The 13,153-nt window shown below is 72.0% G+C and carries 17 protein-coding genes, 1 pseudogene and 1 riboswitch; of the genes and pseudogenes, 10 read left to right on the top strand and 8 right to left on the bottom strand.

Going from position 1 to position 13,153, the window contains the following annotated elements:
- Positions 1-203, top strand: a pseudogene (locus BZY54_RS07080) (S1 family peptidase); the annotation flags it as partial.
- Positions 204-340: 137 nt separating this feature from the next.
- On the opposite strand, the gene BZY54_RS07075 reads toward BZY54_RS07080, so the two are convergent.
- Positions 341-526, bottom strand: coding sequence for a hypothetical protein (locus BZY54_RS07075; protein ID WP_086723692.1), 186 nt, complete (start codon positions 524-526; stop codon positions 341-343).
- A 103-nt stretch (positions 527-629) separates the two neighbouring features.
- Positions 630-1,325, bottom strand: coding sequence for a L,D-transpeptidase family protein (locus tag BZY54_RS07070; protein ID WP_086723690.1), 696 nt, complete (start codon positions 1,323-1,325; stop codon positions 630-632).
- A gap of 529 nt (positions 1,326-1,854) precedes the next feature.
- On the opposite strand from BZY54_RS07070, the gene BZY54_RS07065 reads away from it, so the two are divergent.
- On the top strand, positions 1,855-2,154 hold the full coding sequence (locus BZY54_RS07065; RefSeq protein ID WP_143668017.1) for a hypothetical protein: 300 nt from the start codon (positions 1,855-1,857) through the stop codon (positions 2,152-2,154).
- A gap of 42 nt (positions 2,155-2,196) precedes the next feature.
- Positions 2,197-2,490, top strand: coding sequence for a hypothetical protein (locus BZY54_RS50205; RefSeq protein ID WP_143668016.1), 294 nt, complete (start codon positions 2,197-2,199; stop codon positions 2,488-2,490).
- A gap of 156 nt (positions 2,491-2,646) precedes the next feature.
- Here the strand turns inward: BZY54_RS50205 and BZY54_RS07055 are convergent, their stop codons facing one another.
- Entirely contained in the window at positions 2,647-3,435 is a 789-nt protein-coding gene (locus BZY54_RS07055) for an SDR family NAD(P)-dependent oxidoreductase (protein ID WP_086723684.1), read from the bottom strand.
- Positions 3,436-3,485: 50 nt separating this feature from the next.
- Between BZY54_RS07055 and BZY54_RS07050 the strand changes: the two genes are divergently transcribed.
- Entirely contained in the window at positions 3,486-4,022 is a 537-nt protein-coding gene (locus BZY54_RS07050) for a hypothetical protein (RefSeq protein ID WP_086723682.1), read from the top strand.
- Between the two features lie 4 nt (positions 4,023-4,026).
- Here BZY54_RS07050 and BZY54_RS07045 read toward each other — a convergent pair whose 3' ends face one another.
- The 4 genes from BZY54_RS07045 to BZY54_RS07030 form a co-directional block, all read right to left on the bottom strand.
- Positions 4,027-4,941, bottom strand: a complete 915-nt coding sequence (locus BZY54_RS07045; protein WP_086723681.1) for an SDR family oxidoreductase — start codon at positions 4,939-4,941, stop codon at positions 4,027-4,029.
- Positions 4,942-5,161: 220 nt separating this feature from the next.
- Positions 5,162-5,791, bottom strand: coding sequence for an MBL fold metallo-hydrolase (locus BZY54_RS07040; RefSeq protein ID WP_086723679.1), 630 nt, complete (start codon positions 5,789-5,791; stop codon positions 5,162-5,164).
- A complete protein-coding gene (locus BZY54_RS07035) occupies positions 5,791-6,876 on the bottom strand; it encodes an S-(hydroxymethyl)mycothiol dehydrogenase (protein ID WP_086723678.1) in 1,086 nt (361 codons plus the stop codon). The genes BZY54_RS07040 and BZY54_RS07035 overlap by 1 nt, the downstream gene beginning before the upstream one ends.
- Before the next feature lie 57 nt (positions 6,877-6,933).
- Positions 6,934-7,878: a helix-turn-helix transcriptional regulator gene (locus BZY54_RS07030; RefSeq protein WP_086723676.1), complete on the bottom strand. Its 945-nt coding sequence runs from the start codon at positions 7,876-7,878 to the stop codon at positions 6,934-6,936.
- Between the two features lie 171 nt (positions 7,879-8,049).
- Between BZY54_RS07030 and BZY54_RS07025 the strand changes: the two genes are divergently transcribed.
- From BZY54_RS07025 to BZY54_RS07015, 3 genes are read left to right on the top strand one after another with little or no spacing between them, the layout of a single operon-like run.
- Positions 8,050-8,640 carry a non-oxidative hydroxyarylic acid decarboxylases subunit B gene (locus BZY54_RS07025; protein WP_086723675.1) on the top strand — a complete coding sequence of 197 codons (591 nt, stop codon included), beginning with the start codon at positions 8,050-8,052 and terminating at the stop codon, positions 8,638-8,640.
- Between the two features lie 30 nt (positions 8,641-8,670).
- Entirely contained in the window at positions 8,671-10,095 is a 1,425-nt protein-coding gene (locus tag BZY54_RS07020; protein ID WP_086723674.1) for a non-oxidative hydroxyarylic acid decarboxylases subunit C, read from the top strand.
- A gap of 40 nt (positions 10,096-10,135) precedes the next feature.
- A complete protein-coding gene (locus BZY54_RS07015) occupies positions 10,136-10,381 on the top strand; it encodes a non-oxidative hydroxyarylic acid decarboxylases subunit D (protein ID WP_086723673.1) in 246 nt (81 codons plus the stop codon).
- Positions 10,382-10,385: 4 nt separating this feature from the next.
- Here the strand turns inward: BZY54_RS07015 and BZY54_RS07010 are convergent, their stop codons facing one another.
- Positions 10,386-10,679, bottom strand: a complete 294-nt coding sequence (locus BZY54_RS07010) for a hypothetical protein (protein WP_086723672.1) — start codon at positions 10,677-10,679, stop codon at positions 10,386-10,388.
- Positions 10,680-10,919: 240 nt separating this feature from the next.
- On the opposite strand from BZY54_RS07010, the gene BZY54_RS07005 reads away from it, so the two are divergent.
- The 3 genes from BZY54_RS07005 to BZY54_RS06995 form a co-directional block, all read left to right on the top strand.
- Positions 10,920-11,285: a nuclear transport factor 2 family protein gene (locus tag BZY54_RS07005; protein WP_086723671.1), complete on the top strand. Its 366-nt coding sequence runs from the start codon at positions 10,920-10,922 to the stop codon at positions 11,283-11,285.
- Between the two features lie 233 nt (positions 11,286-11,518).
- Positions 11,519-11,603, top strand: a riboswitch (ZMP/ZTP riboswitch).
- A gap of 20 nt (positions 11,604-11,623) precedes the next feature.
- Positions 11,624-12,472, top strand: coding sequence for a bifunctional 5,10-methylenetetrahydrofolate dehydrogenase/5,10-methenyltetrahydrofolate cyclohydrolase (locus BZY54_RS07000; protein WP_086723670.1), 849 nt, complete (start codon positions 11,624-11,626; stop codon positions 12,470-12,472).
- A 149-nt stretch (positions 12,473-12,621) separates the two neighbouring features.
- On the top strand, positions 12,622-13,153 hold a 532-nt coding region (locus BZY54_RS06995; protein ID WP_143668018.1), incomplete at its 3' end, for a glycosyltransferase.

Raw genomic sequence — 13,153 nt, 5'->3', positions numbered from 1 at the left:
CCGCCTCGCCCGGGGCGCCGGCGCCGGTGACGGGCGGCACGACCGGAGCGACGCTGCTCGCCCGGCTCCTGGACCCCAGGAACATCGGGCCGGGTCTGCTGGTCATCGCGGGCAGCCTGATCGCGCTGGTGGCGACCCGGTGGATCCGCTCGGAACGGGACAGGAAGGCCTACCAGCGGTACTACTCGGCCACGTGGGGCTGAGGCAGACGACGCCGTGGGGCCGGTGGATCCGGTGGAGGTCGGTACGAGAGGGGCACCCGTGCGCTCCGGGTGCCCCGGGAAGGGATCCGGTGGACCGGCGGCTCGGTGGCGCGCCCGCTCCCGACCGGACGGGCCGGTCAGGCCGCCGTGTCCGAGTGCGGAGCCGCCGTGGCCCACTCCATGACGAGGCGCTGGTACACCTCACGCTGCTCGGTGGTCAGTGTCCCGCCCGACCGGCGCCACAGGGCCCGGATCTCCTCGTTGACCTCCGCGGCCGATCGCTCGGAGGCGGCTTCAACAGTGGTGGACATGGTGTGAAGCATATGCCGATCGACGTGAAGGCGTTGTGAGTAAGTACGACCGATACGGACATTCCGGACCGTGTTGCTCATCACGTGAATCCGGCGCAACCCCCCTGCTCCGGCCTCAGGTTCCGGGCTTGCGGCCGTACACGAAGACGTCGTCGCCCTTCTTCAGCAACGACCAGTACTTCTTGGCGTCTTTCGTGGTCATGTTCACACAGCCGTGGGAGCCCGGCGGGTTCCACATGCTCAGGCCCACCGAGTGGAAGGCCTGGCCGCCGTCGAAGAACTGGCTGTAGGGCATCGGCACGTTGTAGAGGGTCGAGACGTGGTCGATGTCACGCCAGTAGATCTTCTTCAGGCCCGTGCGGGTCTCGTAGCCGTTGCGGCCGGTGCGCACCGGCACGGGCCCGTACACCAGCCGGCTGCCGTCCTGGATCCAGCTGAGCTGCAACGTGAGGTTGACGCAGGCGATGCGGCCCTTGTTCGTCGGGCACTTGCCGTCCTTGTTGGGCTTGTTCCCCACGGCCTTCTGCTTGTTCATGAGGTCCATCACGCCCCAGGTGACGGGACCCGCGTACCCGATGTTCGGGGTGATGCCGTGCTTGGTCTGGAAGGCGCGTATGGCCGAGCAGTCGGCGGCCGACTGCCGTCCGTCGACGGGGCGGCCGAGGAACTTCTCCACCTGCTTCTGGTACGGCCCGGTGCTCGTCGTACAGCTCGCCGCCTGCGCCGGCGCGACGCCGAGCGCGAGCGTGAGCGGCGCGACCATTCCCGTGACGCCGAGTACGACGGCTCCTCGTCTGCCTATGTGCCTCATCGTGGCCCTTCCCCCCTGGTCCGTTTCGCGTGTCCGCGCTCTCGGACACATAGACCGCTCCCGGCGGACGCCGGTTGTAGGCCGCCTCATGACGAGACGAAACGGTGACATTTCTCGTAACCGACCGCCTCACCCGGCATAGTTGCTCCCGCGCCGGCAGAAGGATTCGACCGCTTGAGAAGCTGCTCGATCCCCGGGTTCTCCACCTGCGGGGCGCCCCCACCCCGCCGGCACCGCCGACGTCCACGACGCGACATCAAGGGGCTGGACCGGTGCGACGACACCGGCACCCCGGCCGCCCTGGACGAGCCGGCCGTCAGCGCCTCCCCCGCCGATCTGATGGAGCAGGGCGCCGAGAGGCCTCCACCGCCGCCAGGCGATCACCCGGCCGATGATCGGCACCGGCATGTGGGCGGGCGAGGTGGCCGCACTGGGGAAACAGCACCGCCTGCTTGCCGGGCCTCTCCGCCGCCCGGCGTGGGTCGATCCGATGCGGCGCATCGGGCTCCCCGGTGACAGGATCGGTGTTATGAACACCGAGACGGACTGGGTGTACCGGGTGTTCGAGCCGCACGGCTCCGAGGGCTGGCGCCCCTACGGCAGCGACCCCGAACGGTGGCAGGGCGTGATCACCGCTTCCGACTCGACCGAGGGCGCCAAGTACGCCATCGGCCGCATCGTCGGTGATCTGATGACCGAGTGGGAGAGGATCGGCCTCCATCACGCGATGCACGTGCGGGTCTTCCTCTGGCACCACGAGGCGGGCGACATGGAGGAGGCGGACTTCATCGTGGAGGTCCGGCCCCGGTCGGACATCGACGCAGCGTGATCTCCGGCGCACGAGGCTCCTCACGGTGACAGGATCGATGGCATGGGCACCGAAAGGGCGTGGGCGTACCGGGTGGAGGAGCCACACGGCTCCGCCGGCTGGCGCCCCCTCGGCGGCCACCCCCATCGCCGGCGGGGAAGGATCACCACCGACACCCTCAGGCAAGGCGCCGAGTACGTCGCCGCGCTCGTCGTCACCGACCTGGTGACCGAGTGGAAGGTGAACGGCATCTGCGAGCAGCACGTGCGTGTGATCGTGTGGGCGGGCGAAGAAGGCACCGGCCCCGACGACGCCGTCCTCACGGTGGAGATCCAGCCCCACGTCGACACGGAGTGACACCCGGCGGCCGAGGCTCTTTATCATCTCAGCGATACGGCATCTGCGCAGCTCAGGACATGTGCCGGAGGGTGGCGCGCCGGGGGTGTGAGCGCGGGGCGCAGACACCCCGGGCGCAGTGACGTGAGCACGGCAGTGCTGTCACGCAGCGATGCGTCAGGGGGTGCGAAGGGCTGTGTGGAAGGCGGTGTTGACGGCTGTGAGGCCGCCGTCGACGGTCAGGGTGGTGCCGGTGATCCAGGCCGCGTCGCGGGAGGCGAGGAAGGCGACGGCGGCGGCGATGTCCTCCGGCTCACCGACGCGGCCCAGGGGGTACAGCTCTCGGATCCGGTCGAGTTCGGCGCCCCGTCCCTCCCACGCCGAGGTGCGGACCGTGCCCGGCATCACGAGGTTGACGCGTACGCCCCGCGGGGCGGCGTGCCCGGCGAGGGTGCGGGTCAGGGAGACCAGGCCCGCTTTCGCGGCGCTGTAGGCGTGGTTGCCGAAGTCCTGGGCCCCGTTGACGGAGCCGATGCTGACGATCGCGCCCCGGCCGGACGCCACCAGGTGGGGCAGGGCGGCGCGGCAGCAGCGCTGGGCGCCGGTCAGGGTGACGTCGAGGTCGCGCGCCCAGACCTCGTCCGTACCGTCCTCGAAGAGCGGGGTGTCGGGGGTGCAGTGGGCCGCGCTGTTGACCAGGACGTCGAGCGTGCCGAACGCGTCGACCGCGTGCGCGACGGCCGCCTGCACCGAGTCCCCCACGGCCACGTCGCAGCCGTACGCCCATGCCGACAGTCCCCGCACCCTCAGGGCCGCCGCGGTCTTCTCCGCCTCGGCGGCGTCCGCGTCGGTGACCAGGACCCGCGCCCCCTCCTCGGCCAGTCGCCGGGCGGTGGCCGCGCCGATGCCGCGGGCCGCGCCGGTGACGAGCACTCCGTGTCCGTCGAAACGCCTCGTCTCCGTCATGGCCCGAACCTACTGCCGCGGAGATCGTCCGGGCAGATAGCGTGCGGCACATGTCCGCGTTCATACAGCAACTCCCCGCGCTCATCGGCGTCATGATCGGCGCGCTGGGCTCGTATCTGGCGGTCGTGCGCAGCGACCAGGCCCGCTTCCTCAGGGAGCGGACGGCGCGTTGGGAGGAGCGGCGGCTCGCGGTGTACGCCGACTACGCGCGCTCGCTGAAGAAGACGGTCACGCTGACCTACCGGGTGGCGTCCCACCTGGGCGCCGACCCGCATCCGCACCCCCTGTCCCTGGCGGCGGCCGAGCCGTTGCTGGCGGAGGCGGCCGTCGCCCGGGACCCGTCGGGCGAGGCGCTGATCATGCTGGGCAGTACGGAGGCAGTGGAGAAGGCACGGTTGTGGGTGGCGGTGGTACTGGAGATGGAACGCTTCGTGCGCGCAGAACGGCGTGAGCCGCAGGCGTGGCAGACGCTCCTGGCGCAGCAGCGCGCCGCACGCGAGGGCTACTACGCGGCCGTACGGTCGGATCTGGAGCTGCGCCCCGGTCATGCGGCGCGTGTGCCGCTGCCGTCCGTGCCGCCGGCGTGAGTCGTCACCGGTAGCCGGTGGGATCCGCCGGCTTGCCCGTGTCCTGGACCTCGACGAGGTAGCGCCAGGCGTCGGGGCGGCTGCCGTCCAGGTCGGTGAAGCCGTACACCTGGGCGAGCCGGCCGCTGGAAAGGGACTGTCCGTTCCAGCGCGCCACGTCCGGGTCGGCGGCGAGAGCGGCGACGGCCCGGCCGACGTAGCGCGGTGTCTCGGAGATGGCGAAGTGGGGCACCTGTTCCAGGGCGTCGCGCCAGTTGTCCTCCCGCACCCCGAAGTGGTCGAGCATCATCTCCGAGCGCAGCCAGCCGGGGGTGAGCGCGACCGCGGTGGCGCCGCGCGGGCCGAGTTCGTGGCCGAGGGCGAACGCCATGCGCAGGACGGACGCCTTGGCGAGGTCGTAGAAGAGGTTGACCCGGTAGGTTTCCCGGTTGTACTCGTCGGTGCCGTCGGTCATCTCCACGACCAGGCCGCCGGGCCGGCGCAGCAGCAGGGGCAGGGCGTGGTGGCTGGTGACGGCGTGCGTCTCCACCGCCAGGCGGAGCAGCCTGAGCCCCTTGTCGAGGTCGTGCTCCCATACGGGGGTGTCCCACTCGAAGAGCGCCTCACCGCCCCAGATGTCGTTGACGAGCACGTCCAGGCGGTCCTGTTCGCGTGCGATGCGCTCGACGAGGGCGCGGACCTGGTCGGGGTCCAGATGGTCGGTGGGGACGGCCACGCCGTGGCCGCCGGCCTCGGTCACCAGGTCGGCGGTGTCCTCGATCGTCTCGGGGCGGTCGTACTCGGAGCGGCGGGCGCGTGTGGTGCGTCCCGTGACGTACACGGTGGCGCCGGCCGCGCCGAGCTCCACCGCGATCCCACGGCCCGCGCCGCGCGTCGCGCCCGCGACCAGCGCGACCCTGCCTTCCAGTGGACGTGACATGTCCGGCCTCCTGTGCGTCTCCCTGCGGTGTCCTCATCGAGGGTGGCGCGGAAACCGGACATCTCCTGTCGTCTTTTGTTCGCAGTTTCCCACCGGATCATCCGGCCGGGCGGACGCACTCGCGTCGATCGGCTTCTCCGGCATCCGTGCGCAGCCGGTCGTCCGCCGTCAGTGGATCGCCGTCGGTGCGTCACCGGCTGCGTCGGTGCCTCGCCGCCGTTCAGTGCCCGCGGGCGATCCACTCCTCGAGGTGGGGGGCCTCCGCTCCGATGGTGGTGGCCTCGCCGTGGCCGGTGAGGACCTTCGTCTCGGGCGGCAGCGTGAGAAGGCGGTCGCGGATGGAATCGATGATCGTCGGGAAGTGGGAGTAGGAGCGGCCGGTGGCGCCCGGACCGCCCTGGAAGAGGGTGTCCCCGGTGAAGACGACGCCGAGCCCGGGGTCGTGGAGGCAGACCGCGCCCGGCGCGTGGCCGGGTGTGTGCAGGACGGTCAGGTCGGCGCCCGCCGCCTCGATCACCTGGCCGTCCGTCAGGTGTTCGTCGGGGTCCCGATCGGGGTGGGTCATCTGCCACAGCGGCAGGTCGTCGCGGTGCAGCCAGATCGAGGCGCCGGTGAGGTCGGCGAGGGCGGGTGCGGCGTTGACGTGGTCGTTGTGGGCGTGGGTGCACACGATCGCGGTCAGCCGGCGGTCGCCCACCGCGGCGGCGATGGCCTCGGCGTCGTGGGCGGCGTCGATGACGACCGCCTCGTGGTCGTCGCCCACGATCCACACGTTGTTCTCGACGTCCCAGGAGCCCCCGTCGAGCGTGAACTGCCCCGAGGTGACGATGCGTTCGATGCGGGCGGTCATCACAGCACCACCACCGAGCGCAGCACGTCGCCGCCGTGCATCCGTTCGAACGCCTTCTCCACCTCGTCCAGTTGGATGGTCTCGGTCACGAACTTCTCCAGCGGCAGCCGCCCTTGCCGATGCAGGTCGATCAGCATCGGGAAGTCCCGGGAGGGCAGGCAGTCGCCGTACCAGGAGGACTTCAGAGCGCCGCCCCGGCCGAAGACGTCCAGCAGCGGCAGCTCCAGCTTCATCTCCGGGGTCGGCACTCCGACCAGGACCACCGTGCCGGCCAAATCGCGGGCGTAGAAGGCCTGCTTGTAGGTCTCCGGGCGGCCGACGGCCTCGATGACGACATCGGCGCCGAAGCCGCCGGTCAGCTCACGGATCGCCTCGACCGGGTCGGTCTCCTTGGAGTTGACCGTGTGGGTGGCGCCCATGGTGCGTGCGGTGGCGAGCTTGCGGTCGTCGATGTCGACAGCGATGATCTTCGCCGCGCCCGCCAGGTACGCCCCGGCGATCGCCGCGTCGCCGACTCCGCCGCAGCCGATGACGGCGACCGAGTCGCCGCGGCCGACGTTCCCGGTGTTGATCGCCGCGCCGATGCCGGCCATCACGCCGCAGCCCAGCAGCCCGGCCACGGCCGGGGAGACGGCCGGGTCCACCTTGGTGCACTGGCCGGCCGCCACCAGCGTCTTCTCGGCGAAGGCACCGATCCCGAGGGCCGGGGAGAGCTCCGTGCCGTCGGTGAGCGTCATCTTCTGCTTCGCGTTGTGGGTGTTGAAGCAGTACCAGGGCCGTCCGCGCAGGCAGGCCCGGCACTGCCCGCACACGGCACGCCAGTTGAGGATCACGAAGTCGCCCGGCGCGACGTCGGTCACGCCGTCGCCGACCGACTCGACGACACCGGCGGCCTCGTGGCCGAGCAGGAAGGGGAACTCGTCGGTGATGCCGCCCTGCTTGTAGTGCAGGTCGGTGTGGCAGACACCGCAGGCCTGGACCCGTACGACGGCCTCTCCGGGCCCGGGGTCCGGCACGACGATCGTCTCGACCCGTACGGGTTCGTTCTTCCCGGGTGCGATCACGCCGCGCACTTCCTGGGCCATGGTGGTGGTCCCTTCCGTCGATCTTTGTCCGTCCCCTCGACCCTACGCTGTGACTGATCAGTAAGGGCGCGGATCCGGGGGCGCAGGTCCAGGTCGTCCCCCGGTTCCCCACGCCCGGGCCCGGAACGCGGCCGGGGTCTCGCCCGCCCGGCGCCGGAAGAAGCGGGTGAACACCGTCGCGTCCGGAAAGCCGAGCCGGTCGCCGACGGCCGCGGCGGGCAGGTCGGTGTGCCACAGCAGACGTCTGGCCTCCAGCAGCACCCGGTCGTCGATGAAGCCCTTGGCCCCGGTGCCGACGGCGGCGCGGGTGGCCCGGGTCAGGGTGCGGACGCTGTAGCCGAGGGCCCGCGCGTAGTCCTCCACGCGGTGGGTGCGGGCGAAGTCCCCCTCGACGGCCCGCTGGAAGCGGCGGAAGGGCTCGCTGCCGCTCCCGGCGTCCTGCCGCGCGCCCTGCGCGTGGGTCAGCCGCAGCACCAGGACCGACAGCAGATGCCGTACCACCTCGATGTGCACCTCCAGCGGCAGCGCGGCCAACCGCCGGTACTCGCCCTCCAGCAGGTCGAGCGCACCGCGCAGGGCCGCCGCGTCCGCGGGTGCGGGCGTCAGCGGCGCCGGCCACACCGGCTGGTCGACCCGCGCCGCCTCCACCGTCGCCGGGGTGAGGAAGCCGGGCGTGAACAGCACCACGGTGCCCTGGGCGGCGGCGAGGTCGGAGTCGTACTGGTGGACCTGCCCCGGACGCACCCACAGCCAGTCGCCCGCACGCAGGGTGTGCGCGCTGAAGTCAAGGGAGCAGCGCAGGGTCCCGCGGCGTACGGCGACCAGTTCGTGGAACGCGGGCCGCTTGGCGGCGTACGGGTCGAGTCCGTGGCCCCGGGCGCGGGCCAGGAGACCGGCGAGGTCGAGCACCTCGGCGCCGGGCGGGGCCCCGGCGGAGGCGCGGTAGGGGATCCGGGCGACGTCAGCCCGCTCGCCGCGGCCCGGGTGTCCGTTTCTGTCCATGGTCTGTCCTCACGATACGCCGTTGGGCGCGCGGATCGCTCCTAGCGTCGAGAGAGCCGAAGGGACGGTGACCGAAACGGTCGGGCGTTCCCGTCCGTGCCGGCCGCGGGGCACCCCTCCCCGGGCCGACCGAAGCACCCCCTTCCCGTTCCAGCCGAAGGAGCCGAAACCGTGCGACTGATCGTGGGCATGACGGGGGCGACAGGCGCCGTGTTCGGCGTCCGGCTCCTGCAGTGCCTGGCCGAACTGCCGGAGGTGGAGACGCACCTGGTGCTCAGCCGCTGGGCACGGACCACCGTCGAGCTGGAGACCGGGCTCTCGGTCGCCGAGGTCACCGCGCTCGCCGATGCCGCCCACGGCCCCGAGGACCAGGGCGCGGTCATCTCCTCGGGGTCGTTCCGCACCGACGGCATGGTCGTCGTGCCGTGCTCGATGAAGACCCTCGCGGGAATCCGCGCCGGGTACGCCGACGGGCTGATCGGGCGGGCCGCCGACGTGGTGCTCAAGGAGCGGCGCCGGCTGGTCCTGGTGCCGCGCGAGACGCCGCTGAGCGAGATCCACCTCGAGAACATGCTCGAACTCGCTCGCAAGGGCGTGCAGTTGGTGCCGCCGATGCCCGCCTTCTACAACCACCCGCGTTCGGTGGACGACATCGTCGACCACATCGTCAGCCGGGTGCTCGACCAGTTCGACCTGCCCGCACCGGCAGCCCGCCGGTGGGAGGGCATGCGTGCCGCTCGCGCCCTGCGCCCCGCCGGCTGACCGTCCGCACACCATCCGGAAAGGACTCCCATGCCCCATGACGACCTGCGCGGCTTCCTGGACGCGCTCGACAAGGAGGGCCAGCTGCTGCGCGTCACCGACGAGGTGCGTCCGGAGCCGGACATCGCCGCCGCCGCGAACGCCGCGCCGCGTCTCGGCGACGCGGCCCCGGCTCTGTACTTCGACAACGTCAGCGGCTTCACCAGCGCCCGCATCGCGATGAACGTGCACGGCTCCTGGGCCAACCACGCCCTCGCCCTCGGCCTGCCGAAGGAGACACCGGCCAAGGAGCAGGTGGCCGAGTTCATCCGCCGCTGGGAGCGGTTCCCGGTCGCGCCCGAGTGGCGGGAGGACCCGCCGTGGGCGCGGAACACCCTGGAGGGCGACGACGTCGACGTCTTCCGGGTGCTGCCGCTGATCCGGCTCAACGACGGTGACGGCGGCTTCTACATCGACAAGGCCGCGGTGGTCTCCAAGGACCCGGACGACCCGGAGAACTCCGGCAAGCAGAACGTCGGCATCTACCGCATCGAGGTCAAGGGCAGGCGCAGGCTCGCGCTGCAGCCGGTACCCATGCACGACATCGCCCTGCACCTGCGCACCGCCGAGGAGCGCGGCGAGGACCTCCCGGTCGCCATCACCCTCGGCAACGACCCCGTGGTCACCATCGCCGCGTCGACGCCGATGAAGTACGAGGAGAACGAGTACGAGCTCGCCGGCGCCCTGCGCGGCGCGCCCGCCCCGATCGCCGAGGCCCCGCTCACGGGACTGCCGGTGCCGTGGGGCAGCGAGGTGGTCATCGAGGGCGTCATCGAGGGCCGCAAGCGCGAGATCGAGGGCCCGTTCGGCGAGTTCACCGGCCACTACTCCGGCGGCCGCAGCATGCCGGTCATCCGAATCGACCGGATCTCCTACCGCACGGATCCGATCTTCGAGCACCTCTATCTCGGCATGCCGTGGACCGAATGCGACTACCTGATCGCCGCGAACACCGCCGTGCCCCTGTACAAGCAGCTCAAGGCCGACTTCCCCGAGGTGCAGGCCGTCAACGCCTCGTACACGCACGGACTGGTCGTCATCGTCTCCACGAAGAAGCGGTACGGCGGTTTCGCCAAGGCGGTGGGCCTGCGCGTGCTGACCACCCCGCACGGGCTGGGGTACGCGACCACCGTCATCGTGGTGGACGAGGACGTCGACCCGTTCAACCTGCCGCAGGTGATGTGGGCACTGTCGACGAAGATGAACCCGGCCGGCGACCTGATCACGATTCCCAACCTGCCGGTGGTGGAACTGGCCCCGCAGGCCCAGTCGCCGGGCATCGTCGACAAGCTCGTCATCGACGCGACCACGCCCGTCGGAGCCGACCGCCGCGGCAACTACGGCAACCAGGTGCGCGACCTGCCCGAGACGGCCGAGTGGCTCTCACGGCTGCAGGCCCTGGCCGCCCGCCGCTGACCACCCGCCGCCTCCCCCGACCTTGCGAAGGACACGCCAGATGCACGAGCCCACGACCGTCTGCCCACGCTGCGCACACGACACTCTCGAGCACGTCCACGCCTCACCCGTCCCCGGGATCTGGGACGTGCTGCAGTGTGTGCGCTGCCTGTACATGTGGCGCACCAGCGAGCCCGCCCGGCGCTCCCGGCGGGACGCCTACCCCGAGAGCTTCCGCATGACCGGCGACGACATCGAGGCCGCCGGCGAGGTGCCCGTCGTCCCCCCGCTGCGGGCCGCCTCCTGAGACGTCAATGAATGGCGGGAACCAGCCCGAAGAGCGGGGAGACGAGGCCGGTCACCTGGTTCAGCTGGTTGAGGTCGCGCAGGTGGTTCACGGAGGACAGCTGCTCGGAGACCGAGGGGACCGCGTTCTGCTGCTCGGCGGGGATGCCGGTCCGGGCGACCGAGTCGACCAGGCCGAGCGGGGCCGACCTGCCGACCACCGGGGCACCGGTGTCGGCGGCACTGGCCGGCAGCGCGGCGAGACCCGTGATCGAGGCGGCGAGACCGGCGACGGCGACGATACGTCGAGTGGAGATCATGTCCTCAGCAACGCCGCCGGCCCCCGCCCGGACACGGCCTCGGGCCACCGCTCACCCGACAGGACGAGAACCCGGACGTGAACACGGCGGGGCGGCCGGGACCTTCACGGCGACCCCGGCGCCCGTGCGACGCGGGCGGCCCCCGTCCGGCTTGCCCGGCCCGGACGGGCGGGGGACGCTCGAAGGAGAGGCCCGCGACGGCCCGCTCCTGCCGGGCCGCGGCCCTCGTGGGTGGTCACCATGGCGACCACGGCAGGCCCCGCCTTCGACACCGAGGCGCTGCGCCGGGGCATCGAGGGACAGACTGCGTCCACGCTGCTGTCGCTGTACGCGGACGACGCCGAGATACGCATCGTGGACCGCGACACCCAGCCCAGCCGTCCCAAGGTGCTCCGGGGCCGCGAGGAGATCGGCTCGATGCTGGAGGACGTCTACGGCCGCGACATGACGCACCGGCTGGAACAGTGCGTCGTCCAGGGCGACCATGCCGCGTTCGTGGAGTCCTGCGCGTATCCGGACGGCGTGCGCGTCCTGGCCGAGTCCATGATCTCGCTCCGCGACGGCAAGATCACCGACCAGGTCCTGATCCAGGCATGGGACGAATAGGGAGGAAGGCCGCGCGGTTCCAGGTCAGCTCCCGGCTGACCTGGACGTTCTCGGCCCGCGCCGGAGTGGGCGGCTCGCACTCGGCCCGGCTTCGGCCCTCACGGGCCGCGTCCGCGGCACAGCGGCTTGCGTCCGCCGCTCTCGTGAGGTCCCTGCGGCGAGCCGTCCTGCCCCGGGCCGGCGCCCGGACGCCACGGGCGCTGCCGCGGCGGCGGGCCTGTTCGGCTAGGCTGAGGCGGGGCCGTGACTGGCGCTGAGGTGGAGAACCACCGGGGAGCGGCCCACGCAGAGTCGTAGCCGCGCGCCTGGGCGATCCGTCGAACGCTCAGGAGTGGACCATGTCCCAGGCCCGCCTCATGGACGGCACCGCGCTCGCCCGCCGCATCGTCGAGGAGACCGCGAAGAAGGCCGCCGAAATCACCGACCGCACGGGCACGGCACCCTGTCTGGCGACGGTGCTGGTCGGTGAGGACCCCGCCTCCGTCACCTACGTCCGCATGAAGCAGAACCGTTGCCGCAAGGCCGGTATCGACTCCCGCCGGGTGGCGCTGCCCGCCGAGACCAGCACCGGGGAACTGGTCGCGACCCTGCGGTCGCTGTCGCGGGACCCCGCCGTCCACGGCATCCTGCTGCAGCACCCCGTCGGCGAGCACATCGACGAGCGGGCCGCGTTCGAGGCGATCGCGCCCGAGAAGGACGTCGACGGCGTCACCTTCGCGTCCTTCGCGACGATGAGCTTCGGCCTGCCGGGGTTCGTGTCCTGCACGCCCGGCGGCATCCTGCGGCTGCTCGACGCCTACGACGTCGACCTGGCCGGCAAGCGGGCCGTCGTCGTCGGGCGCAGCGCGATCCTGGGCAAGCCGGTCGGGATGCTGCTGCTCGCCCGGGACGCCACGGTGACGTACTGCCACTCCCGGACCCGTGAGCTGTCCTCCGTGGTCCGGGAGGCGGACGTCGTGGTCGCCGCCGTGGGCCGGCCGCGGCTCGTCCGCGGCCAGGACATCAAGCCGGGCGCGGTGGTGATCGACGCGGGGTACAACGAGGGCAACGTCGGTGACGTCGACTTCGACTCCGCCGTGGAGCGGGCCTCGCTCATCACGCCGGTGCCCGGCGGCGTCGGTCCCATGACCATCGCCACGCTCCTGGAGCAGACCGTGGACGCGGCCGCCCGGCAGCTCGGGGTGTGACGAGCCCGTCCGTGCGCCCCCCATACCACGGCAGGGGCGCCGCCCGCCGCGTGGCGCGGGCCGCGGAGTGAAGGCGCCGCGTCCCGACGGGTCGTTCGCGGCCGGCGGGCGGCGACGCGGCCATACTGGCCGTCGTGCGCGTAGCGATCATGACGGCGGGGTCCCGGGGAGACGTCGCCCCCTTCACCGGCCTGGGGCACGGCCTGGCCCGCGCGGGTCATGCGGTCACCCTGGTCACCCATGGGCGCTTCGAGCCGCTGGTCACGGGCTCGGGACTCGCCTTCCACGCGCTGCCGGTCGATCCGCGGGCCGAACTGCACTCCACGCGCGGGCGGGGCCTGCACCGCAGCGCGACCGACGCGGGCAAGATGCTGCGGGCCGTCGGGCTGGTGCGGGCGGCCCTCGCGCGCATGACGGACGACCTGATCGCGGCGGCCGAGAAGAGCGACGTCCTGCTGCTGTCCGGCTCCCTGGGGCCGGTCGGGCACGCCATCGCCGAGGCGCTGGGCCTGCCGTGCATGGGCACGCATCTGCAACCCCTTTCCCCCACCGGCGAGTTCGCCCCTCCGTTGCTCGGCGGCGGTCACTGGGGGGCGCCGGCGAACCGCCTCGCGGGGCACGGGGTGAACCTCGCCGTGGAGCGGGTCTTCTCGGCGGCCGTGCCCGCCGTACGGGCCCGGC

The organism is Streptomyces carpinensis (assembly GCF_002154505.1).
Lineage (GTDB): Bacteria > Actinomycetota > Actinomycetes > Streptomycetales > Streptomycetaceae > Streptomyces > Streptomyces carpinensis.
This window is presented reverse-complemented; position numbering and strand designations above follow the sequence as displayed.